The organism is Caballeronia sp. EK (genome assembly GCF_014384845.1).
GTDB lineage: Bacteria > Pseudomonadota > Gammaproteobacteria > Burkholderiales > Burkholderiaceae > Caballeronia > Caballeronia jiangsuensis.
In genome coordinates, this window is the sequence record NZ_JACSUE010000018.1 from 84,998 (window position 1) to 108,849 (window position 23,852).

Here is a 23,852-nt window from a genome sequence, read left to right on the forward strand (position 1 = left end):
GATTTCGGAGTTGCGGGAGGTAAATCTACGAACCACACAGCCATACACAACAGATGCATATTTCGACGCCTGAGTGAAAAACAATGAAAAATTCTACGCCCAACTCGCGCTGCGACAGCGAGCTACCGTCCCGCGCAACACGCCGCCAATTTCTCGGTTATACCGGCGCCGGCGTGCTCGCAACACTTCTGCCTGGCTGCGGCAGCGATGGGATGAAGGCAACTCAATATCCCCGCACAATCGCAATGGGGCAAGAAATCATAGAGAACACTGTCGATCGTTCGGCGCAGCCCGTCGCAGCCGTCTCGATAGCCATGCTTAAGGACAGTCGCGTAGTCTGGCAGCAAGCGTTCGGCCTCTCCTCCGTGCCAAACGGAACCCTGACGACAACTCAGACACGATTCAATATCGGCTCGGTAAGTAAGGTAATCGCGGCCCTCGCTGTCGCCATTCTCCAGGATCGCGGGCTCATTTCGCTTGATACGCCAGTGGTTCATTATCTTCCCTCGTTCACAATGCTGTCTCCCGAATACGCTCGGATTACTACCCGACACTTGCTTTCGCATTCTTCGGGGTTGCCCGGCACAAACTTGCGTAATATCTTCACTTTCTCTCCCATACCGGACTATGCAGCTGACACGCAGAGTGAGCTGGCATTTACACATTTGAAGCATTCGCCGGGAGAACTGGCGGTCTATTGCAACGACGGCTTTACGATGATCGAGCGGATCGTGTTGTCTGTGACGGGGCAGAGCTTCATAAGCTTCGTCAATGAGAACATCTTCGTCCCCCTAGCGATGACCAATTCTGGGTATCTTGCAAGCGTGCCAAACGAGGGTTTGTTTTCTTATCCTTATGTGAAGGGCACGCAGTATCAGGAGTTCGTCAACGCTTACGCCACCGGCGGAGTGAGTTCTACACCCGGAGACATGATGAATTTCGCACAGATGCTTATCGATCGAGGCATGTTCGAAGGCCAACGTATAGTGTCGGCTGCCGGTATCGCGGAGATGGGAGCAGATCAGACCGCTGGGCTTTCGATCAATCCCTCGCCGGAGTGGCGTTGGGGTTTGGGTTGGGATTCTGTTCAGCAACCGGCCCTCGCAGCGGCTGGTGTTCTGGGATGGGAAAAGGACGGTGGCACGGCGTTCTACACGAGCGAGTTCATCGTCGTGCCGCACGCGAAACTTGCGGTGATGGTCACTGGCAACACGGGATATGATGCGCGCAAGCTTGCAGAATCGATCGTGCTGTCCGCACTGGAAGAGGACGGCACGATCCGCGAACTACCACCGAAGGTCAGCATCGCGCCTCCGGCCGCCGCCTCCGGTCCTTCGATCGCCAGCGCGGCCGGCATCTACGCGAACTCCGACTCGCCACTTCAGGTGCTTGTCAACTCCGACAACAGTCTGCAACTCAACCAGTGGGATGGCGCCAAGCACGGGTGGGCCCAGGTCGGAACCGGTCCATACCGCTACCGAAGCGACGGTTGGTGGTGGAGTAACAGCGACCCATTTTCATATCGGTTTGCTGTCGTATCTAGAATTGGTGAAGACGGCAAGATGTACAGCTATCGTTATCTGATGAAACGCGTCGTACCAGGTGCCGGCTATGCTTTTCTCACTCTGCCGATCGGTCAGCAACTCGCCGCACTCGAACCGCTAGACAGCGTATGGGAGCAACGCCTTGGCACACAATGGCGCGTAACCAACGATTCGCAGACGGCCGTGTCGGTCGTCATGAATGGCGAGCAGCGGGCCGTTCTGACTTCCCTTGCCGAACTTCCAGGCTACTTTCTGTATGGAAATGACGACCTTCGTTATCAAGTTTTTGTGCCGTTGGCGGATGACAGAGGTGGCATGTCGGTGAAAGTCCCCGGAAATTATGGCCGTGACCTCTACGAAATACGCTTTGTCGTCGCGAACAACCTCACCACGGTGACTCTGGGCAGTTCGACTTACGTAAGAGTGTGACGTCTGGTACTACCGTGCCCTAAAATCCGTGGCATTATAGGAGCTTCTTCATCCTTTGCATGAGGAAGCGATGGACTGGGAGTCATCGTTCGACGAGTACCTGGAACACCTCTGCGAGACAATTGGACACAGTGATTGTCGTGCCGGTCTGATGGGATATTGTCAAGGGTTGATGCTGCTGATTGCGCGTGGAAGTATTGAGCCGCGGGCGGCCCATCTCGAGCCGCAACGCGTAAGCGCGCGGCACCAGTCTCTGCATCACTTCGTTTCAGAGTCCGAATGGTCTGACGCCGCATTAGTTGAACAGGTTCGTCGCTGGGTATTGCCGCACATGAATCCGTCAAAGGGGCTGTATTGGATCATTGACGATACCGGTTTTCCGGAGATGGGAAAGCATTCGGTGGGCGTGGCGCGGCAATATTGCGGGCAGTTGGGTAAGCAGGACAATTGCCAGGTAGCCGTGAGCCTGTCGGTAGCCACCACGGAGGCGAGCCTGCCCGTCGCGCATCAGCTTTACCTTCCGAAGGAATGGCGGACGATCCGGCGAGACGGTGGTTGGCAGGGGTTCCCGAGGAGATTGGGTTTGCGACCAAGCCGCAGATCGCCATCAAACTGACATTGCCCGCGAATTTCGGATCCCTTAACTGAGCGGAGATTATGCCACCCGTTGGTTCTGGGCGGCGTACCAGTACTGCTCGAATTGCATCGGGCTGACGTAGTCTAACGTCGAGTGCAAGCGCGAATGATTGTAGAAGCTCAGCCAGTCGATAACCTCGTCCATCGCTTCTCGACGCGTTGCAAAGCGATGACCGAGAATGCGGGCACGCTTGAACGATCCCCACAGGCTTTCGGTCGGCGCGTTGACGCTCCTATGTCAAGAAGGTCGGGCGGAATCGGCCAAGTCGGCCAGAATAAGCGGATACAGTTCTCTGACGATATAGCGCTTTGGGCAGCGATGAATTCCTTGTTCGACATTCCATCCTTAGTCCGTCTGTGGACGTACGCCCGGGTTCTGGTGTCACTGCGCATTCGCACCATTGCAATGGTCCACAGAGCGTTGTTTGCAGCGCGGTCGCCTCCACGGTTCAGGCGATGTCGGACCGTTTTGCCAGAGGAGGCTTGCAATGGGCTCGTACCGCAAAGCGCGGCAAGTGCTGCATCGCTTTTCAAGCGCTCCGGATTGTCGCCCGCAACGGCAACAAGCACGGCCGCCGTTTGAGGCCCAACGCCGAACCGTTCTCGAAGTCGTCTGGCATGTTTGAGGGTCAGGCGTTCGAGCATCGCATCGAGCATCTTGAGCTCTTCCGCGAGCACGAGGTAGCGTTTAGCCAGCAAACGCAGCGTCGTCGCCAAAGTCTGTAGCATAAGCGTTTAGCCCAACGTCGCGACCAGCGCGAGCAACGGCTCGCGTCCTCGGCGGATGACGGTGAAATCGGCCTGCATCTGCTTGCCCGGTGGCGTCTCGAAGCGCACGACCGGCTCGGCTTCGGGATGTTTGTGGGGCGCCAGAAACGCCTTGAGCTGGCTGATACCGCCTGCATAGCCGGCCTCCTGCAGTTCGCGCAGCAGAACTGTCGCCGGAATCCAGTGCGGCCGCGCTGCTGCCACGCGCTCCAGCAGATAGTCTTTGAAAGGTCCTATATGCAGCGCTTGGACCGGCAGACCGGAAGGCTGGCGGACTGGGTCCGTTCAATGCTCACGCGTCGACATTCCAACGTGGTGGCCTGTGCGCTGGCCAACAAGCTGGCGCGTACCGCGTGGGCGCTGGCGACGCACCATACGACGTTCCAACCATGATGAGGCGAAATGCTCGCCTGAACGCTCGGTCTACCGTTGTACCGACGTATCCGTCTGGTTTTGCGATGACTGACATTTGATGACGTGAACGGCATAACGGCCTGACAGACAACCTGTGATGTAAATCGGCCTTCGAGGCCGAGACAGTTTTTAAGGATTGTCAGGCGCGACTCTCATCGTGGCGCGGGGAGCACTTTCCTCAAACGACGCCGGATAGATTTGGACAGGCCAACCACACCGTCAAAAATCAGGGTTGCAAAAACGAAGGGGACCATAGATTTACATCGGCGCTAACATATCAACGCCTATCGTGCCTGGAAGCGCGGTGGCACCGTTGAGCGCAAGCGACTGACCGAGTTGCAGTTGCTCAGCTTGATCAAGTCGATCCACGCCGAGGTCAAAGGCGCTTACGGTTCGCCGCGCATGACCGAGGAGATTCGATCGCGTGGCTTTCCGGCCAGCAAGACGCGGGTAGAGCGGTTGATGAGCCGCCACGGTATTCGGGCGCGTCACCGGCGCCGTTACCGCGTGACGACCGATTTCAGGCACGAGCTGCCAGTCGCGCAGAACCTGCTCAACCGCGAGTTCACGCCTGAGGAGCCCAATCGGGTGTTCAGCTCGGACATTACGTACATCTGGACCGGCGAAGGCTGGTTGTATCTGGCGGTGGTGCTGGATTTGTTCAATCGAGAGGTGGTGGGCTGGTCAATGCGGGCCGACATGACGACGGAGTTGGTGGGCGATGCACTGACAATGGCAGCCTTCCGTTGCGTGCGGTAGCGCATCGTGTGCACGCGTTCGTTCTTCAAGCTGTTGAAAAAGCTCACCTTGCGCAATTCCGTGTGTTGCATGCTGAAAGCATTTCGCGACTATCGGGTCAGTCGCTGGAGAAGATCGTGAAGGCCGTGATTCCCTCGGAGTATGTCGAAGGTTACATGATTGGGGCCGCCGCTCGCGCGAGCAAGAAGTGGACAACTCCGCAGGCCCAGGCGGATCTGAAGCGGTTCATTCTTCCGCTGGTGGGGCGTAATCACGATGATTTCGTCGTGTTCAAGGAGTTCTCGAATGCGCGTTTTCAAAAAGGCCTGCTGGAGCAGCTTTTTGCGGAGGCCGAGGCAGTACATGGTGCCAATGACCGACGCCGAAAAGGCTTTTCCCTCAGATCCCATGCAGCCGCATTGCTTGAAGGCAATCTATACCGCAGCCTTACCTGCAAAATGGAGACAATATTGAGGTTCGTCCGGTTGCTGCGGGATCGGGCTATCATGGCCGTCAGTGAACGCGCAGCGCTGGCGGCATCGTTGTGCGGTTTCAAACTGAAGCGCAACACGGAGTCTCGTGTTTAGAACCATGAGGTTGGCCCGCTGAGGCAAGCGTCGCAGCAAATACCTCAAACGGAAATTGGAACGCGTGAGTCGCGCGGGGCCGGCTGTTCAGGCTGTCGCCAATGGCGTCGAAATCTTTCTGACTGTAGAAAGACAGGTCAGTGCCTTTCGGCAAATATTGACGAAGCAATCCGCTGGTGTTTTCGCAATGTCCCACGCAGCCAGAGGCCGTGCGGATCGCAGAAATAAATGCGCACGCCAGTGGCCGAGGATAGTCGCGAGAAGACGCAGATGATCGCAGACGTCGGCGACGCGGCTGCGGCTGCACGGTCAACGTCACGACGAAGGCTTGCTGGTTCAAAGTTGGTGCTGTTGTCGCCACCCAGCTTCCTGCTCCCAATTCCGGCGGTTTGAGAGATGCCAGGTGCATAGTTCTTTCACAGCGGAGTACGGTTGCGTTTTGTCAGCCTTGTCGAGTTGTTCAATCGCGTCGATCCAGCGTGAGGTAGATTCAAGATAGCGGGCATCCGCGTCCTTTGGGAATAAGACGCCATCAAACTTGAAGACGACGTCCCAGGTAGGAATAAGGAGGTTGCGCACCCCGCTGGCGATTGCGGTCAGCGGCTCTCGCCGGTACCCGGGCGGCAGCTTCTGGATGTCATCGAGGAGCGTATTGAGGCCTTCTAGACTGCTAACGCTCGCTGCCCGCTTCGTCAACTCTAGAGCCCTAGTCACCTCGGGAGCATCGAGGGTTGAAAGGGCACTATTGACGCAGCGTACTGCTCCCAAGACTTCGTGGGTCAGATCGTTCCGAACAATCCACCACGCTTCGGGAAGTAGCTTGGTCTGCAATAAAATCTCTTGCGAACTCAAATGATGCGACCGCATACTTGTTGATGCGCGTGAGTTCAGTCTAGTCAATGCAGCCTGAATCTCCCAATCAAGCCGCTCTGGATCAAGGTCGACTGCTTCATTAAGCGCTGTCGCGACCAGTGATGAAACGAGCTGCTCGCCTCCACCGACCAGATCTTTTCGCTTATCTCCGAGGTTCAGTTCGGGGAAATTCAGCGTTATCAGAGTGTCGATCGATTTACGGCCGGAATCAAAGCGAAACTCCAGCGCCTCGTGACCATCGCCGTGGTTAAGGTTCCCGGGGACGAATGTATCTACTCCCACCTGCGAAAGATGCGAGACCAATAAGACTTGCGCCATCCGGCGCTCCTGCGACGTCAGTCCCTGGACGTCTCCATAGCCTTGGCGCTGTGCCTCGCTGGACAGCGCGAGAGTCGCGATTTGCTGCAGGGCGCCTTGCTCAGCACCGTGCTCAAATAGGTGATCGCCCAAGGCGTTCCCCAACACATCGCAGATGCTGTCGCGGGCTTGCTGGACTGATGCTGGATCAGAAAAATCAACCGACTGCAGCGTTTCCGCAATCTGCGCTCGGGGTGAAGAAGAAAGCCCAAGGCTGGGGGGGAGATGAGTGCCCAATCCTATAATGTCTGACATGTTCCGAATCTCCTTTATGTTTTGTTTGCACCACCTAAATCCCTTGAGGCAGGATAAAAACTCCAAAATGAATGGTTCGAGTTGCTCCAGCAGCAGCTGGCGCCGAGGACGTTCGATGTATTGTTGGCGGCGCGTAGAGAAAGTCTGACTCGGCGGCAAATGTACGCGTCAAACCACGACGGCACTTTGGCGAAATAGCCTCGATTTTTTTAAATGCGCCTGGTAGATGCGCCGGTATCGGCGAAGATGCTCCACTGCGCGCGCCAGTGAAACGCCACCTTAGGGTTAATGCCGTTCAGTCATGAACCGTCCCGGGAATCGCGGCGGCTGTCTTGTTAAGTTAATGCGGGCTCAGCAGCAGCTGTTTCAAGGTAAGCGCCTCCTCAATCTTGCAATTACCCACAGTCGTGGTGTGCAAGTTCGTAGCCTAGGGAAGGTCTAATAACGCCTTTTGAAAGCGACTGTGTGCCACATTCGAATTCGGCGTGCCTTAAGAGATCGTTTATCCAACGAACGCGATGATAAAAGACGCCGAAAAATTCACTTCCATTCCGTCGGTTGCTGCGCTTCGCGGGCATTTTCTGCTCAAATTTTGAGCAACTTGCGCCGCACCATCCAAAGATTCGAGAGCGCGAACAGCGTTGTTAGTTGAGCAGTGTTCTTCTTCAAGCCGCGATAGCGAACCTTGACGAAACCAAACTGCCGCTTGATCACGCGAAATGGATGCTCGACTTTCGCCCGGATACTTGCCTTGAGGTATTCAATTTCATCAAGAACGGCGTCGAGCTTGTTGTTCTTGTCCAGCGCAGCACGCTTGCCCGGGCCCATCGCGACATGCCACCTCACTGTCCGCGCCTCGATAACCCGCATCGCCATACACGTCGGTTTCCTTGCCATGCAGCAGCGCGTTCGCCTCGACCACGTCATGCACATTCGCCGCCGTTCCTCTGACCGTGTGTACCAGCCCCAAGTCCGCGTCAGCACCTACATGGGCCTTCATCCCGAAGTACCATTGGCTTCCCTTCTTGGTCTGATGCATCTCAAGGTCTCGCTCACCACTGGCATTCTTGGTCGAACTTGGCGCCGCGATCAGCGTGGCATCAACCACCGTATTTACGCAGACCCCCCCTAGCTGAATGTCAATCAGGCGCGCATGCCGCGCCACACGACGGTATTGCCTGGCGGCGGGTCGCTGGCACGTGCAAGGTAGCCGCCGAGTTGCGCAAGCTTGATGAGGCTGCGCAGCAGCGGCGGAGCCTGTGCCATGCGAGGCGTGTCTTTAACGACGCGATCGAGGAGTTCGACTTCTGTTTGTATGAGCGCCAACTGGGCCGGCGCATGGGCAGCGCACCGGTTGAGCATCGTCAGCCAGAAGATGCGCCAACTCAGGATACAGAACACCGAGATAAGATTGGCTAAGCGATCGGCGGTACGCAGCTTCGATTCTTCAGCCTTGCCTCCCGACTTCAGAACCTTATGGAAGGTCTCTATTTTCCAACGCATCGCGTACCAGTCGTAGACCAAAATAAAAGTGTCACTCTTTCGCAAGTAAATGTGTCACTTCGGACATTTTCGGTTCGCACGCGATAAAAATCTCTTTAAATTCAGTTGTTTGACGGACGCGAAATAAAAGTGTCACTGCTTTTTCAGGAGGTGCCGAGAACAATCGCTTAAAACGGCGCCGCATTACCTGCGTAAGACTCAGTCATCCGATATCGGATCGAGGTCAGGAAACAGCACGGCGGTAAAACCGAGCTTGGCGAAATTTGTGATTCGCATCGGATACAGCTTGCCGATCAGATGATCGCATTCGTGCTGAACCACGCGCGCGTGAAAGCCTTCAGCGACGCGATCGATCGGTTTGCCGAACTGATCGAAGCCGTGATAGCGGATCATCGACAGACGACTCACCGCGCCACGCAGGCCCGGCACCGACAGACAACCTTCCCAGCCCTCTTCCGTATCCAGTGATACAGGCGTGATGGTCGGATTGATCAGCACCGTTTCCGGCACGGAAGGCGCGTCGGGATAACGCTCGTTATGGCCGAAACCGAAGATGACGACCTGAAGATCGACGCCGATCTGCGGCGCGGCGAGCCCGGCGCCATTGGCGTCATGCATCGTCTCAAACATGTCACGGACAAGCTCGTGCAGTTCGGGCGTGTCGAAATGATCGACCGGCCTGGCGATGCGCAGCAAGCGCGGATCGCCCATCTTGAGGATTTCGTGAATCATGTTGTCTGCCCCTCCATGAGCTTATGCATAAGTGTTCAGGCAAAATGGATTTCAAATTTCGAGCCAAAGCCGCCGAGTAGCGTGGTGATCTCGGTATCGATGGTTTGCTTTGTCAACCTAACGAATTGCCGCCAGTGGTACTTGGCGTGTTTCCAGACGATCTCGATCAGGTTCAACTTGGGACTGTACGGCGGCCGATAGAAGAGCACCATACGATGGTCGAGAATCCGTCGATCGTTTCCTGATCGATGTTGTGATGAATAGAGGCGTTATCAAGGCGGCACGCCCCGTCGACCGAGGCTGATCTCCAGCAGGCCCCGCCCACGGGTTCGAAAGTCTTCAACTGGATGTTTGAGCGACAGCTGTTGCAAGGTCTTCTTCTCCGGCCCGGTCAGTTCAACGGCACATTTCATCGGCAGCAGGTCATCTGACCCGAAAAATTGCAACTCGTTTACTCTTGGTACTTACCATCTTCGTCGCGCACCGGAATGCCGAGTGCCTCGGCATTTGCGAGCTTGCTGCCCGCTTCAGCACCCGCCACCACGCAGTCGGTCTTCATCGACACCGCGCCGACCACCTTCGCGCCGGCCGCTTCAGGCAACTCCTTCGCCTCGTCGCATCCCATCGTGGGCGGCGCGCCCGTCAGCACGACTGTATTGCCCGCCAGCGTGACCGCGGTGCCTTCGGCGCGGGCGGCCCCACGGCCATGTCACCTTGCCGGGCGCGCGTAACTGCTCGATGACCGTACGGCTCTGCTCCTCGGCGAAGGAGTGATTGTGTTGGATCGCCTCGGTAACAATCGGGCCGCCGTCATTCAATCCAGCTCGAGAGTCACCAGTGCCCTGTCGCCTCGAATATCTCGCGATGCAATACTTCGTTTAGCACGAGGCCTAACAGTTATACGCACGCAGAAAGAGAGAGAGGCGAGCCGGACGGTCGGCGTCAAGTTTGTGGCGGGACGACACCGCACAAGATCCGCACGCCTCCCCCGCCCAATGGCATCGGATCGTCCGCAAAATTGTCGCCGCCCGCATGTACCATCAATGCACGCCCGCGCAATTCATCCAGCGTATGGATGCGGGGAGCAAGAACAAGTTCCGATATTCGCCCATCTGCGTCGGCATGCAAACGTGGCAGATCGCCACGATGACCATCGCCGTACGGCCCGGCATGCCTCTTCGTTTCAGTCGGATCCCAATGCCCTCCGGCTCCCCCCGCCGCCACCACTTTGCCATTGACCGTGCCCGGGGCGCACGATAGACGTTCGTGTACATGGAATCCGTGTGTACCACCAGGCAATTTCTCCAGGTTTACCTGAAACAGCAAGCCGTACGAACTCTCGCGGACTACGATGGAGCCGGCCTGCTGCCCAGCTCCGCCAAGGGTAGCCTCATACATTGGCACAGACAGCTCTGCCGCACCCGCGGCCCGTGTAATCAGAGCACCTGTTGCGCACAGTACGATCGCTCCCAAGATACTAACTCTCATGTTTATTCGCCGTTGTATTGAGGAGCGGCAATTCTAGCGGACAGGATAACGCCGAAGTTATTGAAGGTTTCAATGACCATGATAGCCATATTTATTCGGAATGCATATTGTCATTTACCTTTTTGATAGCGCACAAGCTGATCGTGCCACCGCTTTCTTCGAGGGTCCTCCTTCTGCCTCGGCAGGGGGAATGTCGCCGATGGGGCCGAACAGCCGGCGATTGTTGAACCAGTCCACCCATTCGAGCGTTGCCATTTCAACGGCCTGCAGATTACCCACGGCCCGAGGCGATGGATCACCTCGGCCTTGTACAAGCCGTTGATCGTCTCAGCCAGTGCGTTATCGTAGGAGTCACCCACGCTGCCCACTGACGGCTCGATGCCGGCGTCGACCAGCCGGTCCGTATAGCGGATCGATACGTATTGGGCGCCGCGGTCGCTGTGATGGATCAGGCCGTTCTGCTGCGCCGGCTGTCGTTCGTACAAGGCCTGCTCCAGTGCATCCAGAACAAAGTCTGTGCGCGCCGAGTTCGACACATGCCAGCCGACAATGCGTCGGGCAAACACGTCGATGATGAACGCGACATAGACGAAGCCCTGCCAGGTCGATACATAGGTAAAATCCGACACCCACAGCGCATTGGGCCGTTCGGCCGTGAATTGCCGGTTCACCAGATCCTTCGGGCAGGGCTTCGAACCATCGCTCACTTTCGTGCGTACCGTCTTGCCCCGCAACACGCCGCGCAGGCCCATCAGCTTCATCAGCCGCTCGACCGTGCAGCGCGCCACGACAATGCCTTCGCGCTTCAATTGCTTCCAGACCTTGTCGGCACCGTAGACCTGGAAGTTTTCTTCCCACACGCGCCGGATCTCATCCTTAAGCATCCTGTTGCGCCGGGCCCGCGGCGGCGCCAGTCCAGGATCGGCGCGACGGGCCACGTGTGCATAGTACGTCGACGGTGCGATCGGCAGCACCCTGCAGATCGGCTCGACTCGTAGACGTGCCGATGATCATCAATGAACACGATCATCACTTCGGTCGGCGGTCGAGCTCCGCCTGTGCGAAATACGCTGATGCCTTGCGCAGGATTTCGTTGACCTGCCGAAGCTCACGGTTTTCCCGCTCCAGATCCTTGATTCGATCCTGCTCCTGCGTGCTCGTGCCCGGGCGCAACCCCCGATTCCGCTCTTCCTTGCGCACCCAACTCCGCAGCGTCTCGCCCGAGCAGCCAAACTTCGCTGCGATCGACGCGATCACTTTCCATTGCGAGTCGCGCTCGCCCTGATGCTCCAGTACCATCCGCACCGCCCGCTCACGAACTTCCGGCGAGGACCATGGTGACTTCTTCTTCGTGTTTTCCATAGCTCCATTTTCTCAAGAATTGGAGCCTCCGGAAAACCCGGGGCGCTTCATTCGCCACTCGCCGAAATTCATTGAGTGCCGGCTTCAGGTCTTCAAGATAGTCGAAGGCAAGTGAGCACAGTATTTTGTCGAATGACTGATCCGATAGCCAGTTGAGCGGGGCCGCAAGATCACCTTCCGTTACATCGACCGGAAGCCCTCTACACCGCGTGCGAGCCAGTTCCGCTATTTCCGGCGTGACATCGAAAGCGTGCACTGATGCCCCGTTGTGCGCCAGATGCTCGCTGCAAATGCCCGGACCACATCCCGCATCGAGAACACGCAACCCATTGACATTCCCAAGCAGTGCCATGGTCGCAGGTCGTTCGTAGAGGGCATTGTGCGGTTTGGTCAGCGCAATCTCGGCATAGCGTCTTGCAAATTGGGAGTACGCCATGTTGCTTGTGTTCTCTGCGTCGGCCATGTGTCACCGATAAAGGTCGATAGGAAGACATATTTCACTGCGCCCAGATATCCCACTGCGGCCAAGCTGCACTTATAGAAAAGCGAACTCATCGTTCAGGTCCCTTGAGAGACGCGGGCCCGGAAGTGGCGCTGCGGACTGCGCCTTCGACAACTCACAGCCGCCACGTCAGGGAGGGCTGTTGCCTGTATCACCCAACGATGCGCTCAGGTATCAGTTCGCGGCGAAGGCGTCCCTGATCTGCTTGGCCCGCTTGACCTCGTCGCTGTGGAGGTAAATCGACGTCGTCGCAATCGACGAATGGCGCAGATCCCTCATGGCGGATCGCGAAGCCGTCACCCAGGCGGTAGCGTACGAAGCGTTCAATTTCCGACAGGAGGGAAGCCGGAACGAGTCCCCGGTTGGCCACGACGTACGGCAGCATGCGCTGCCAGTTATCGATCCACATCCGCGTGGCGGCAAGATCGGCAGGTGCGACCCGCCGAATAGTCAGCCCTGCTTCGTCAACCCTGCGCCCCGGCCTGTCGTTCTCCGGCTCATCGCAATCCTCAATGAGGATAACTAACTCTTGATGATCAAAAAATTCGACCCAAAAGTCTGCGAGATGCCGGTGCCCATCGAGCGTCACGTAGCCGGGGCGCTCGCAGAAGCATATAACGGTCGGGTCGGCTTCCAGCACGATCCACTCGTCAACGAGCGCGCGCCGGAAGAACGTGAGACGCCGCGCAAGCTTCGGGCTGAACACTTCGAAGCGGTGAGCTCCTTTGGGGCGGACAGCCGGAAGCGGCTCCACAATGTGCAGGGAATTTTCCATAAGATCAGCAACTTACGGACGGGCTTCGAATTTTAGGAGGTGAAGTAGCAAATTTAATACGGACATATGCGAATTGACACTTTCATTTCGTCCCGAGTGGAAGCAAATGTGTCACTCCGGCGACGGAATGCGCCGTCGCATCGAGCCTCGGGTAGTGACACTTTCATTACGGCCTACGCCAGTCGAGCTTTTCGATAGCGTCAGCACGAGATTTTACTGGCAGATCAGTGATCAACTTCCACTCGATCGGAGGCCGACCGGCGGGTGCGGCCGTCTCCAGAGCATGAATGACGGCCAGACGTAGGTCGGGATAGCGACGCTGCTTGTAGAGAGGTGGTCGCACGGTAATGCGGCGATACCTGATCTCAAAAAAGGCTTCGTCGGGACGGCCTTTCGAATCGCGGAGCTCAACACGATGGACACCCTTGATCTTCGCCTCGGCCATTTCGTCGGCGATCGTATGCTCTCCGTCGCCGGCTAGGCGGTCAACACATGTGCGCACCAGGAAGTGAGTGCCCAAGTCGTGCGCTTCACAGAACAGTTCGTAAATGTCGCTCTCGCGATCGCCGATATGTACGCAGCGTTTGGGGATGCACCCAATAATGTCGTGGATTGTCTCAGATTTTCTAGCCAGCGATAGCTTTCCTTTTCTTCAATTGGCACACGCGTAGGGTTGACCTTTCGCTTCAAAGCCGTGCAGCCCTTGAACTTGGCACGGGTCCAGAATTTGATGGCCGTCAGACCAAGCGGCAAGCCTTCAGTGGCTACGGCCAGACTCGAGTGCATCAGAATGCCGCATTGGGTCAGCGGCTTCTGCAGGCCGTGCCTGCCACGCTGAATCGAGGTCTTGCCCGTATAGCCGACAAGTTCAGACCGTTCCCGCTAATACGAGAACGTTGTCGTATCTTGCGGTACAAGAATCGGGCCTTCCGTCGCCCTAAGAGGCGTTAACAAAATGACGTTCGCAGTTGTCGCCAGCATATGATGCAGCAAGCGATTTTCATGAAGGCTTCGTGGATAAACGCGAGCCGTTCGAAGCGGATGCGCAGTCGGCGGAAGTTGTGAAGCCACGAAATGGTCCGCTCCACGACCCAGCGTGTTTTACCCAATCCGCTGCCGTGAGGCTGGCCGCGCCGAGCAATTTCCGTGGCAATGCCCGCTGCGTGCAACGGACGTCGATGTTTGTCGTGGTCGTAGCCTCTGTCGCCTTGAACGACCCGAGCTTCGATAGTGGTCTGCCAGGCTTGCCGCTGATGGGCGGAATAGCCTCGACCAGTGCTTGAAGTTGAGCGACGTCGTTGCGGTTGGCGCCGGTCAGTATCACCGCGAGCGGAATGCCCTGCGCTTCGGTGATGAGGTGGTGCTTTGAACCGGGTCGCGCGCGGTCTGTGGGATTCGGTCCCGTTTTTGACCCGCGCCCACAGCACGGATTGAAGAGGAGTCGACGATGACTCGAGACCAGTCGATTTGGTCGGCGGCCCGAAGCCGCGCAAGGAGCAACTCGTGCAACTCGTCCCAGACGCCTGCCTCCTGCCAGTCACGCAGGCGACGCCAGCAACTCATGCCACTGCCGCAACCCATCTCGCGAGGAAGAAGGTCCCAGCGCAGACCAGTCTGCAAGACGAAGAGGATGCCTGTGAGCACCGCACGATTGTCGAGCGGTTTGCGCCCTGGGTAACGGTGGCGTCGTAGTTTTGGAGGGGGCAGTAACGGTTCGATGAGTGCCCAGAGTTCGTCGTCGAGTATAGGTTTAGCCATGTTCCTTTCATCGCCGAAACAATGAATAGGTTAACAGCATTCATCGAGGGTTAACAGCCCCTTTTCTTCATTTTGTTAAGGGTTCTAAAGCGCTCACCACTCGCTTGGAAATGTCCGTCCAGAATATCCTGCTCGCTTACTCGCTCATTGGACAAGAAGCGGTAAGCGCCTTTCGTGTTCGCCCAGTCTTGGCAGGCGAATGGAATTGTTTGTCCTACGCCTGACCATAGTCTCTCTAACAATGTTCGAAATCGTCTGCGAAACCTGGCAGCTTGAAAACTGCTATCCGTCACCTCGTGATTGATCCAGTCCTCGCCACCTACTCGGCCGGTACCAGTCATTTTCTATCCATAGGTATCCCAACGTATGGCAGGATGCTCCTGGCCACGCCCCGGCTGGTACTCGAACAACACGACCGGCTGCTCGCTGTCCTCGGCGCTTCGATAGACCCACATATACGACGTGTCCTGCGCTTTTCGATCCGTTTACTTAAGGACCTGAACCGTAGTCTCGTCGCCGTGAATCAGTCACTGACCCAGCAGAACCGTCTTGAGCGCGTCGTAAATCCGCTTGTAGTGCAACTCGGAGGGGTGGATGATCCAGTTCGCCAGCGTGCCGCGGCTGATCGTGATGTTCGCGCGCGCGAGCACATCCTCCATCCGGTACAGCGGCGTGCCATCGACATACTTCCCGGCCGTGACAGCGGCGATCATCGATGGACTTGCATGGCTGCCAGGCAAGGGCTGCGCCGGCATCGGGGCGACCACGATCGGCGTTTGCGTGCCGTGACGCTCACAGTGACGACACGCGTACTTGAAGCGCGCGTGCTGAAGCACCGACACCTTGACCTCCATGTGCAACTGCTCGCTGACTTCCTCGCCCATCCGGTGCATTGCTTTGCCGGATCACGCAGCTCACTTTAGCGATTCTCGGCGAGCTATTCGATCCGCGCAAGGTTGTCGCCATGCGGCGCGACGTGCTCGCCCGATTTCTGTCGCGGCACGCCTCAGGCAATCATCCTAAGAGCGGCCCCTTTATCGATTCGCTGGTCGAGAAACTTAAATCAGCTGCAGAAGAGACCATTGAGCGTCATGGTGATAGTGTCGAGTTCGTTGCACTGCAATTTGAGGTGGCACAGGAGGTCGAGCATCAGCGATTGTGGGATCGCCACGTCAGCGCGACCGAGCGTGAGGTAGAGCAGATCTATCAGCGGGTGCACCCGTCCAATGCGCTTCGATCTATCACCGGCATTGGGGCAACCCTGGCTCCCTTGCTCATCAAGGTGCTCGGCTACGCAAAGCGCTTTCGCAATGAGGATCACATACGTGGATTCTGCGGTATGTTCCCTCGAATTACGTTCCTCAAGCGAGGCCTGCACGCACCGGCCCAAACGATTGACAAGCGCTGACAAGCAACACGAAATTATGGCGGCGCTATCTGCGTCGACAGGTGTCGGCTTCGCAGTCACGAAAATGTTTCAGTCGCGAGATAGGGCGCCTGATAAAATGAAGCGTATCGTCGGAGCGCTCAGCACTAATCTATGCCACACACAGCGTCTCTATGGATAATCGAGAAAGTGCTTCCATTCCACGAGCGGTCTAAGCACTTCAACACTTCAACGTGTGCCGACTTGCTTTGCTCTCGCAATGAAAACGGGCGACACATGCCGGGATTGAGGAGTTCGGCCTGCCTTGACGCGCTAAAAGGCCTTTAGCGAGATCGGGATACGGCCGAGTTCAATTTGAAAATATGTCACGGTTCGACATTCGAATATGGCCACTACCTGAAATGTGTGTTTTGATACATGGTGGGCTGCTTAGCAGCTTGATGTCACCACTCCCTTCAGCCGACAGGTCGGCCTCTTCACTTGGGGCAAGAATTACATCTCCTGAACCGACAACCCTGATTGCTGCGCTTAAGTGATCGAGCGAACTGAGATCGATGTCCCCCGAACCCAAAACACTAGCTCTCACGTGCTGCACGCGTCCAGCAGCCAGGATGTCCCCGCTGCTGTCTGATTCCAGTTCCAATGCAGACTGTGACAGGTTGAGTAGGCGTAGCTCGGCGCCACCGTGAACTGACCAGGCTTCAATTGCCGGGCTCTCGAGATCAACACGGAGGTGGTTGTTGTGGAACAATCTCCATTTAAAGCGTCCGTGCAATTGCCGACTGTCGAGACGCACGTGATCTATAAGCCACGCAGGGCCCTTCAGTATTGCCTTCGCCCTGTTGGCTGGTCGCCACGAGACTTTTACGGGCAGGCTTATCTTCATGTGAGAACCTGAGATCCATGTCAGCTCGCGGGACTCGTCGCTGCTCTGCCGGCGGCGTCTCGTATCAAAGAGGCGCTTTACCGCATTCAGCAGACCGCGGTCCTCGTGGCGTCGATCAACAACGTGCTCGTCTCCGAGGGATACGGGATCACTCAGCGCCGCTGCAGTCGCTTCCTCTGTGTGCCCGCAGGCCGTAGACTCGTTGAAATGCGGGCGATAGTCATCAAGAATCTTCTCGATTTCACTGGGTGTCAGATCAGGTCTGGCGCTGCGGATCTGCCGCAGAAACTCTTCTTTTTTCATGGGCGACTCAGGAAAGGAACTAGTCGAGACAATGAAGTACTGCCACGTCCGCGTTTATGCCGGCAAAGACGACCCGCCTGCTCTTGTGAGGGGGTAGTGCTCGCACGGACGATCCCTCAACGGACTCTTACAGGTCGATTTAAAGTCGGCGCATTAACACGTGGTTCGGTGCGAGAAAAGCCGCAATCTGGACGGCATCCAATCAAATATTACGCGCGTCGATCGGCAGAGCTATCGAAAATCGACGCAGCATTTCGACTATGCGCGGCGCTGCAGAACACGTTCAAAGCCCAGTCCTTTGATTTACCGAGCATTCCTGGGGAACGCTTGGGCGACCGTCACAAAGAAGTATTTCTGGCTCGGGACCCGTGAGCGCGTCGTCGGATGCGCGCAAGTGAATCGCCATCACTGCACGCATGTTTCGATGGGGCCCGTTCTAGCCACGCGAAAAAACTGCTGGCGAAGACGTCCAGCAGCCGTGCCATCGTGACAATGGGCCATCCGGCACGATTCGCTTTCATGGACTCGAACCCTCCTCGGGCCCCGTTCCGCTCTCCTGTGCGAACCAGGCCGTGGTTTTTTTTGAGACGATCTCAAAAATCATGCTCAGGCTCAAGCTGGCGTACCTTGCGGCACAGGCGCATAAGTTCCTCGCGCGCGCTCGTGCTCAGGCCGTCGTGACCGCATACCAGTATCGCGATCGGCTCGCTCTGAAGGACGAGAAACGCTGTGGGACAGGGTGCACGCGAGTAACGTGCTCGGCCATATCAGCTTCGTGCTGCCCGGGCACAGCGGACAGAAGGCGCGTGAAGTGAAGCGGGGACTGCGTAGCCAGCGCATCATGCTGCCCGGGCGGGGCCGCTTAACGCTCACCTGCGTCGAGGCGTGCGAGGTGGATGCGCCAGCGGACGTAACGCCCGTCATCTGGGGTCTTGTGACCAACCGCAAATTAGGCGCTGCGGATGCGCTTTTCGAAATCGTTGACTGGTACCGCGCGAGGTGGGAGATCGAAATGTTCTTCAAAGAAGGAGAATACGAAACGAAAGGCTGCAAACGTTGCGAGGTGGACTTTTCAACTTTATTTGGCCGCGCCTCAAAGAAGTTGCATTGTAGTGGTCTAGCAATCTTGGACACATCGAAAGGTAGACTTTGATCGACCAGCGAGGTGTCAAATGGGCAGAAGAGAATTTTCAGAGGAATTCAAGCGCGAAGCGGTGGCGCTCGTCCTGGAGCAGGGCTACACGGTGACGAAGGCTGCGAAGGCGCTGGGCATTGGAGAGACGGCGTTGCGACGCTGGATCGGCAATCGCCGGCCGGTTGCGGGTGCGCCAGTGAACGCAGCCGAGGGCGCTAGCGCTGAACAGGTAAGGATTCGGGCGCTTGAGAAGCGCGTGATGGAGCTTGAAGGGGAGCGCGACATTCTAAAAAAGTCCACGGCCTTCTTTGTCAAGGAGCTGGATCGCGATGCGAAGTGATCCGGCGGGCAGAGAAGGCATATCCGATAGCGACGCTGTGTCTCGTAGTCGGCGTGGCGCGCAGCAGTTACTACGCCTGGAAGGCGCGGCAGTGCAAGGCGCGCCCGGCGCGTATGGAGTTGGTGCGCGAGGTGCAGGCGATTCATGCGCAGATGCGGCAAAGCTATGGCAGTCGGCGCATGTCGCAGGAACTGAATCGTCGTGGCCATGCGGTGGGGCGCGAGCGTGCGCGTCGACTCATGCGCGAAGGCGGCGTGCAGGCGCGAGTACGTCGCACGCATCGTTATGTGAAGCGCGAGCAGGCATCGGCGATTGCCGAGAACCGGCTCGATCGAGCCTTCGACGTGACGGTTCCGAACCGGTTCTGGGCGGGCGATGTGACGTATATCTGGACGCAGCAGGGCTGGATGTATCTGGCTGTGGTGATCGATCTGTATTCCCGGCGTGTGGTCGGTTGGGCGACCTCGGGTTCTCGCCCAGGTGGTGCTGGCTCCAATGCGCCGCCCATCAAGTGGCGCATTTACGCAGCCCTGAGAATGGCTCCATAGCGCCGCCCCGTGACATAGGCCAGTTGATAACCAAACACGTCACTTTCCAAAACACAAAACGCGCGACAAAATTACCAAGGTTCAGATTTATTGAGGTAATTACGATAGCTCAATCAGATGAACGCTTCGCAATAGGTTTGCCGTGTGCAAGACGACCGAGAGGCCGTGCGCGACTTTTTTTACCAGGTGGGACGGTGCAGCCGCTGATGGAGCTGGAGCCGCGTGATCTTACGCTATGCCACTCAACCTCTTGATGGGGGCGACTATGCGCCGGCCAAGCGATTTTACGTTCTGTTATCCAGCCTCAGTCAATGGAAATTCGATTATTGGTTTGCGCGAGGACGTTGCTGTAAGCGACTTTCTGAACACATGGAGGCAGTATCTGTTTCGGGCAAGCCGGGCTGCCGCGACTGGACGATACGCGCCCAGCCTATCCTGTCGAGCAGACTTATCGGATTGTTGGCCGCTCAGGCAATGCCCACAAGGCACTGGACGCGGCTGTCAAGTGGGTGCGTGATCAGGCCTCAGTATGTCATCCTTAAAGCTGAAATCATCATGCAGCTGTTAATTTTCTCTAAAGAGACGCGCGCAACGCGTTCTGTTGGAATAGGCGAGGTTTCCTTGAGGGAAGCTAAGAGACGCTAGCACGATGGAATTCTGTGGTGGCCCTGACGCGGTGTCACGAAGGAGAATCTGCCGCTATTGAGTGGCTGTGCACGGAAGCAAGTACATCGAACAGCGAGTGCAGTTGCTGCGATTGATAGTATCGCCTTCCTTGATCACCTCGTGATATGACCCTGGACGAAACGCTGGTTTAGGGGTTCAGCGCGAAATCTCCCGCGGCGACACGTGGGTCATAAGCGCCTGAGGTGTGTCTTTAGGCACCGCTAGTTGTGACTGCGTGTCTCGATGCGCTGTTGTTTCTGGACCCAACAAGGTCCAATACGAAAAGCGTGTTAGCCAAGCAGCAGGACTGAAGTCAAGGCAGTGTTGCGCGTCAGATGTATCAGTTGGCAGCTCCTTACGATAGCTTTTTTGCCTGCATGTACGATTGCGCATAAAGGATGCAAGGCGCGTTGAATATTACTTTGGTGTCAAGTTTGAGCGTTCTGGACGTCTGCGGGATTGCTCGGAAGCCCGAGAAGCTTTCACCGATCTGGGCAGGCGTTCGGTCATTATTTCGAAACACCGTCGCCTTAAGGCGCGACTCCAGTGGGAAGCTGCAAGGATGACTGACGTGACAGACTTTCTTCGGACGGAAGGCCTACTTCCAGTTCAACAACGCTTCTTGGGCAGCGACTTTATACAAGGTTTTCGTGTCACAGCCGAGCATTTTACGTTCGTCTATCGTCACGAGGGGGAGCGCTTACTGATCTCCGACGTGGCCGCGATTGAAGAGTGTGCGCACGCGGCATCGATGATAGTTCTCCTCTTAGACCGGATCGTTCGATCGGTTTGGGGGGTGCATTGCGTCGACCTGATGCTCATTGAGAAGCCGAATCCAATCCGTAACGATTTAGTGGAGCTAATGCGTGCTGATGGGGCGCGGACGATCAATCTGAATGGCGAGCTATGGCTGCGTTATCGCTCACAGTAGGCTAGGTTGAGAACACAGGAGACAGAGAGCGTTCACGTGCATGAGCTATGGTGGTCGATTTTGTCAAGGGAAGTGGCCCACGGATACTTGTCGAGCGAAAAGGAAAAGAAGAAATGCGCGTATCGAAGAGACTCAACGCTGCTCCACCGCCTCCCGAGCTTGGTGCCGACGCCGCGCTGGCGGCCGGGTATACCTGTTGGGCGAATAGTGCTGGAGGTGGGACGGCTTTGCATGTGGTGAAGCTTGCGAAGGCTGAATACGACGGTAATATATCTCCGGACGCATCATCCGGGATCGCTGAGGCATCCAATGTCTTTGCGTTCGCGGAAGCTGTCGTTACGTGGGCGATGTTCGTGAAGACGGACAGAAGCGGCCACAAAGTCAAAGCAAGCTTAGATGAGTTAGAACGCGCTCCGTCAGGGCCAGACGAGTTTGGCCGAGATTACATCCCCGCAGAACTGGACAAGGTCAGGCAAGATTGGGACGATTTTAAGAATAGGCGGGGATCCGCGATTCTTACATTATTGCGAGACGGCGTTGTTCAAACCATGAAGGCCATGATATCCACCGTCGTTGTCGCTAGTGTATGGGCGGGAGAATATGGGATAGAAGTACTAGGTAAGGTCTTAGAAGGAATCGGCGCTGTTGCAGGTGCGGTACTCTCTTTGCTCTGTGGGGCGTTGCATGCAGTGGTTGGCGTGCTGGATTTTTTCAGGTTCAGTAAAGAAGAAACTGCATCTAAAAAAATCGCTGCGAAAATTGCCTCCTGTTTTGATAAGAATCGCCGCATCGATTTGATGCGGATGGTGGATGGAGGCAATGATGAGCGACATGTGGAAGGTTTGCGTAGCATGGGTGCCGCAGGGAACGAACTAGAGCATATAAAAGATATTTACGAGAGCTTTTCGAAGCTCGCGGAGTCAAATTTGACGTCAGTTTCGAATGAAAAGAACAAATGGAAGTGGTTTTCTGTTGCAAGATTTGGCTATGGCATGGCGGCAATTACCGTGGGCGGATTGATTTTAGGTGGAGTGGGCGGACTTGTGCTTCCGCTGGTCGGAGCGGCGCTTGGCTTAGGGTGGCTGAGCTTCGCTGCTTACAAGTTCATAGCAGCTTTGATTGCTAAGAGGAAGGGCGGCGAACTCCATAGTGCTGAATGGTTGCTCATTAAAGAGGTTGGGGATAAATCCCTGAACGATGCAGAGCACAGGCTGTTAAAAGAGGAGCGTTTTCAGAAATCGACAAGCGTGGCCGCCGCGATCTTGGTGGAGCACCTTTCAGGGGGTAAGATCGAAAGCCGTAAGCGGGAACAAGCGGGCTTGGCCGAGAGTAGGCAAGCACAGGAGGTGGGGCACGGAGGTTCAGGTGGGCTACGAATGCGGCGAAAGATTGCCGTAAGATTCTTAATTCACTTGGGAATGAACAGAAGGCAAATTCGTGGCATTAAGCTGGCGATTGCAGAAGGGAGAGAAGCGCTGGCATTCCGGCAACTTGAGGGAGTGATGAGTGGGAAGTATCGGCGTGCAATGTCTTGAGGGCGCTGTCCCGACGCAGTGCCGTGTGACACGATCAGACAGCGGCAAGTGACGACTTTGTGAATACGCAATTCTTTCGGGAGATGCGTGGCCTAAGTTATAGCGTCCGGGAGCGATCCCGATAGACGTGTCGCAGAGCGCTTAGTTTGTCGGCCCCGACCGGGCGACAGTCAGCTACTCCTGCTGATAAAAGTCGATTGGTCACGATCGGCTACCAAAGTAGTGCCGAACAAGCAATCTTGCGGTTAGTTTGACCGTGAGGGTCAGCGGAATCCTCGGCAGTACACCTAGCAGTCGAGAGCAGTAGATCTTTTCACTGTATTAACGGGGCTTTTTTAAGAGAAAGTCACGTGTTGCGACCTGAGCATTGGGACTGTCAGGAACTTCATGTTCAAGGCAGTTGAGTTGTTCAAACATTCACGATGAGGGTTTGACGGCTAGGCGCCTAGTCGTGTAAAGCGATCCTCGTAGAGGATCGCGAACTGGCGCATGGCGGCCTTCCAGTCGCGAGCAGCGCGATGCCAGTCGTCGGTGATGTTTCGCAACCCCAGCCACAGTAGTTTGGTCGCGGCATCGTCCGAAGGGAAGTGTCCGTGCGTCTTGATGATTTTGGGAAGCCCAGCATTGACGCTCTCCAGCGAGTTCGTCGTGTAGAGACGGAACTGAAACTGATGCGCGGCATCGACGACCTGCATCTTGAGTTGGCGTTCGCGGGAGCGCGCATGGTGGCGCGTCTGCTGCGCCGTGAAGACATCAAGATGGGACACCGGCACGTGGGCAGACTGATGAAGCGTATGGGCATTTAAGCGCTGTACTGCAAGCTGAACACGAGCCGTCGTAACAAGCAGCACAAGGCCTGGCCATACCCGCTGCGCGAAATGACGATCAACCGCGCCCATCAGGTCTGGGCACTCGACACGAGCTATCGCCCAATGGCGCAAGGCTTCGTGTATCTGACGGCCGTGGTGGATTGGGCCAGCCGCAAGGTATTGGCACATCGGGTGGCGATCACGCTGGAAGCGATCCATGCGCTCGAAGTGCTGGAAGAGGGCTTCGCGAAATATGGCCAGCCGGAAATCGTCAACACCGATCAGGGCAGTCAGTTCACCGCGACCGCTTTTACCGATGCGGTTCTGGATCGCGGCGACAACATATTCGTCGAACGGGTGTGGCGAAGCGTCAAATATGAGGAGGTGTACCTGAATGTTAGCGCCGATGTAAATCTATGGTCCCCTCCGTTTTTGCAACCCTGATTTTTGACGGTGTGGTTGGCCTGCCCAAATCTATCCGGCGTCGTTTGAGGAAAGTGCTCCCCGCGCCACGATGAGAGTCGCGCCTGACAATCCTTAAAAACTGTCTCGGCCTCGAAGGCCGATTTACATCACAGGTTGTCTGTCAGG

The 23,852-nt window shown here is 56.6% G+C and carries 19 protein-coding genes, 13 pseudogenes and 1 other annotated feature; of the genes and pseudogenes, 12 read left to right on the forward strand and 20 right to left on the reverse strand.

Annotated elements, in window-relative coordinates; all coding sequences use genetic code 11:
- Positions 1 to 83: 83 nt before the first annotated feature.
- A complete protein-coding gene (locus tag IAG25_RS34945; RefSeq protein ID WP_187608928.1) occupies positions 84 to 1,973 on the forward strand; it encodes a serine hydrolase domain-containing protein in 1,890 nt (629 codons plus the stop codon).
- Between the two features lie 70 nt (positions 1,974 to 2,043).
- Positions 2,044 to 2,582, forward strand: a pseudogene (locus tag IAG25_RS34950) (IS701 family transposase); the annotation flags it as partial.
- A 46-nt stretch (positions 2,583 to 2,628) separates the two neighbouring features.
- On the opposite strand, the pseudogene IAG25_RS34955 reads toward IAG25_RS34950, so the two are convergent.
- The 3 pseudogenes from IAG25_RS34955 to IAG25_RS42310 form a co-directional block, all read right to left on the reverse strand.
- Positions 2,629 to 2,835: pseudogene (locus IAG25_RS34955) on the reverse strand (IS3 family transposase); the annotation flags it as partial.
- Between the two features lie 12 nt (positions 2,836 to 2,847).
- Positions 2,848 to 3,344 (reverse strand): annotated as a pseudogene (locus tag IAG25_RS42545) (transposase); the annotation flags it as partial.
- 3 nt (positions 3,345 to 3,347) lie between these two features.
- Positions 3,348 to 3,614, reverse strand: a pseudogene (locus tag IAG25_RS42310) (IS21 family transposase); the annotation flags it as partial.
- Between IAG25_RS42310 and IAG25_RS34970 the strand changes: the two are divergent.
- The 3 genes and pseudogenes from IAG25_RS34970 to IAG25_RS34980 all read left to right on the forward strand — a co-directional run.
- Positions 3,606 to 3,770: pseudogene (locus IAG25_RS34970) on the forward strand (IS110 family transposase); the annotation flags it as partial. The pseudogenes IAG25_RS42310 and IAG25_RS34970 sit on opposite strands and share 9 nt — an antisense overlap.
- Positions 3,771 to 4,067: 297 nt before the next feature.
- Positions 4,068 to 4,538 (forward strand): annotated as a pseudogene (locus IAG25_RS34975) (IS3 family transposase); the annotation flags it as partial.
- 128 nt (positions 4,539 to 4,666) lie between these two features.
- Positions 4,667 to 5,116, forward strand: a complete 450-nt coding sequence (locus tag IAG25_RS34980) for a hypothetical protein (protein ID WP_187608929.1) — start codon at positions 4,667 to 4,669, stop codon at positions 5,114 to 5,116.
- Here IAG25_RS34980 and IAG25_RS34985 read toward each other — a convergent pair.
- The 15 genes and pseudogenes from IAG25_RS34985 to IAG25_RS35055 all read right to left on the reverse strand — a co-directional run.
- A pseudogene (locus IAG25_RS34985) lies at positions 5,082 to 5,373 on the reverse strand (transposase); the annotation flags it as partial. The gene IAG25_RS34980 and the pseudogene IAG25_RS34985 sit on opposite strands and share 35 nt — an antisense overlap.
- Positions 5,374 to 5,452: 79 nt before the next feature.
- On the reverse strand, positions 5,453 to 6,601 hold the full coding sequence (locus IAG25_RS34990; RefSeq protein WP_187608930.1) for a hypothetical protein: 1,149 nt from the start codon (positions 6,599 to 6,601) through the stop codon (positions 5,453 to 5,455).
- Positions 6,602 to 7,186: 585 nt separating this feature from the next.
- Positions 7,187 to 7,712, reverse strand: a pseudogene (locus tag IAG25_RS34995) (IS5 family transposase); the annotation flags it as partial.
- A 32-nt stretch (positions 7,713 to 7,744) separates the two neighbouring features.
- Entirely contained in the window at positions 7,745 to 8,149 is a 405-nt protein-coding gene (locus IAG25_RS35000; protein ID WP_187608931.1) for a hypothetical protein, read from the reverse strand.
- Between the two features lie 153 nt (positions 8,150 to 8,302).
- The gene (gene def, locus IAG25_RS35005) at positions 8,303 to 8,836 is read right to left on the reverse strand and encodes a peptide deformylase (RefSeq protein WP_187608932.1); all 534 of its coding nucleotides are present in this window, start codon (positions 8,834 to 8,836) and stop codon (positions 8,303 to 8,305) included.
- 35 nt (positions 8,837 to 8,871) lie between these two features.
- On the reverse strand, positions 8,872 to 9,063 hold the full coding sequence (locus IAG25_RS35010) for a transposase (RefSeq protein ID WP_375336560.1): 192 nt from the start codon (positions 9,061 to 9,063) through the stop codon (positions 8,872 to 8,874).
- Between the two features lie 224 nt (positions 9,064 to 9,287).
- Positions 9,288 to 9,651 (reverse strand): annotated as a pseudogene (locus IAG25_RS35015) (BRCT domain-containing protein); the annotation flags it as partial.
- A 127-nt stretch (positions 9,652 to 9,778) separates the two neighbouring features.
- Entirely contained in the window at positions 9,779 to 10,324 is a 546-nt protein-coding gene (gene sodC, locus IAG25_RS35020) for a superoxide dismutase family protein (protein WP_187608934.1), read from the reverse strand.
- A gap of 114 nt (positions 10,325 to 10,438) precedes the next feature.
- Positions 10,439 to 11,686, reverse strand: a pseudogene (locus IAG25_RS35025) (IS3 family transposase).
- Positions 11,281 to 11,396, reverse strand: a sequence feature (AL1L pseudoknot). It overlaps the preceding pseudogene by 116 nt.
- Positions 11,611 to 12,149, reverse strand: a pseudogene (locus IAG25_RS35030) (class I SAM-dependent methyltransferase); the annotation flags it as partial. The pseudogenes IAG25_RS35030 and IAG25_RS35025, both read right to left, overlap by 76 nt.
- Positions 12,150 to 12,339: 190 nt before the next feature.
- Complete coding sequence (locus tag IAG25_RS35035; protein WP_187608936.1) at positions 12,340 to 12,963, reverse strand: hypothetical protein; 624 nt, start codon at positions 12,961 to 12,963, stop codon at positions 12,340 to 12,342.
- Positions 12,964 to 13,129: 166 nt separating this feature from the next.
- Entirely contained in the window at positions 13,130 to 13,483 is a 354-nt protein-coding gene (locus tag IAG25_RS35040) for a hypothetical protein (protein ID WP_187608937.1), read from the reverse strand.
- A gap of 427 nt (positions 13,484 to 13,910) precedes the next feature.
- A pseudogene (locus IAG25_RS35045) lies at positions 13,911 to 14,721 on the reverse strand (IS5 family transposase).
- 50 nt (positions 14,722 to 14,771) lie between these two features.
- The gene (locus tag IAG25_RS35050) at positions 14,772 to 15,062 is read right to left on the reverse strand and encodes an IS4/Tn5 family transposase DNA-binding protein (RefSeq protein ID WP_255504163.1); all 291 of its coding nucleotides are present in this window, start codon (positions 15,060 to 15,062) and stop codon (positions 14,772 to 14,774) included.
- Between the two features lie 30 nt (positions 15,063 to 15,092).
- Positions 15,093 to 15,614 (reverse strand): annotated as a pseudogene (locus tag IAG25_RS35055) (IS66 family transposase); the annotation flags it as partial.
- Between IAG25_RS35055 and IAG25_RS35060 the strand changes: the two are divergent.
- Complete coding sequence (locus IAG25_RS35060) at positions 15,614 to 16,129, forward strand: transposase (RefSeq protein ID WP_255504164.1); 516 nt, start codon at positions 15,614 to 15,616, stop codon at positions 16,127 to 16,129. The pseudogene IAG25_RS35055 and the gene IAG25_RS35060 sit on opposite strands and share 1 nt — an antisense overlap.
- Positions 16,130 to 16,457: 328 nt before the next feature.
- Here IAG25_RS35060 and IAG25_RS35065 read toward each other — a convergent pair whose 3' ends face one another.
- Entirely contained in the window at positions 16,458 to 17,297 is an 840-nt protein-coding gene (locus IAG25_RS35065; protein WP_187608938.1) for a GIN domain-containing protein, read from the reverse strand.
- Between the two features lie 754 nt (positions 17,298 to 18,051).
- On the opposite strand from IAG25_RS35065, the gene IAG25_RS35070 reads away from it, so the two are divergent.
- The 5 genes from IAG25_RS35070 to IAG25_RS35090 all read left to right on the forward strand — a co-directional run bounded on the left by IAG25_RS35070 (position 18,052) and on the right by IAG25_RS35090 (position 22,452).
- The gene (locus IAG25_RS35070) at positions 18,052 to 18,450 is read left to right on the forward strand and encodes a hypothetical protein (RefSeq protein WP_187608939.1); all 399 of its coding nucleotides are present in this window, start codon (positions 18,052 to 18,054) and stop codon (positions 18,448 to 18,450) included.
- Between the two features lie 19 nt (positions 18,451 to 18,469).
- Positions 18,470 to 18,772 (forward strand): transposase, encoded by a 303-nt coding sequence (locus IAG25_RS35075; protein ID WP_187608940.1) that lies wholly within the window; start codon positions 18,470 to 18,472, stop codon positions 18,770 to 18,772.
- The gene (locus tag IAG25_RS35080) at positions 18,769 to 19,320 is read left to right on the forward strand and encodes an IS3 family transposase (protein ID WP_309243998.1); all 552 of its coding nucleotides are present in this window, start codon (positions 18,769 to 18,771) and stop codon (positions 19,318 to 19,320) included. The genes IAG25_RS35075 and IAG25_RS35080 overlap by 4 nt, the downstream gene beginning before the upstream one ends.
- 1,237 nt (positions 19,321 to 20,557) lie before the next feature.
- On the forward strand, positions 20,558 to 20,917 hold the full coding sequence (locus IAG25_RS35085) for a type III secretion protein (RefSeq protein WP_187608941.1): 360 nt from the start codon (positions 20,558 to 20,560) through the stop codon (positions 20,915 to 20,917).
- Between the two features lie 47 nt (positions 20,918 to 20,964).
- Positions 20,965 to 22,452, forward strand: coding sequence for a hypothetical protein (locus IAG25_RS35090; protein ID WP_187608942.1), 1,488 nt, complete (start codon positions 20,965 to 20,967; stop codon positions 22,450 to 22,452).
- 437 nt (positions 22,453 to 22,889) lie between these two features.
- Here IAG25_RS35090 and IAG25_RS42550 read toward each other — a convergent pair whose 3' ends face one another.
- Positions 22,890 to 23,450 (reverse strand): transposase, encoded by a 561-nt coding sequence (locus IAG25_RS42550; protein ID WP_309243999.1) that lies wholly within the window; start codon positions 23,448 to 23,450, stop codon positions 22,890 to 22,892.
- Between IAG25_RS42550 and IAG25_RS35105 the strand changes: the two genes are divergently transcribed.
- Positions 23,331 to 23,705, forward strand: a complete 375-nt coding sequence (locus tag IAG25_RS35105; protein ID WP_187608944.1) for a DDE-type integrase/transposase/recombinase — start codon at positions 23,331 to 23,333, stop codon at positions 23,703 to 23,705. The two genes, IAG25_RS42550 and IAG25_RS35105, sit on opposite strands and share 120 nt — an antisense overlap.
- The last annotated feature ends 147 nt before the right edge of the window (positions 23,706 to 23,852 follow it).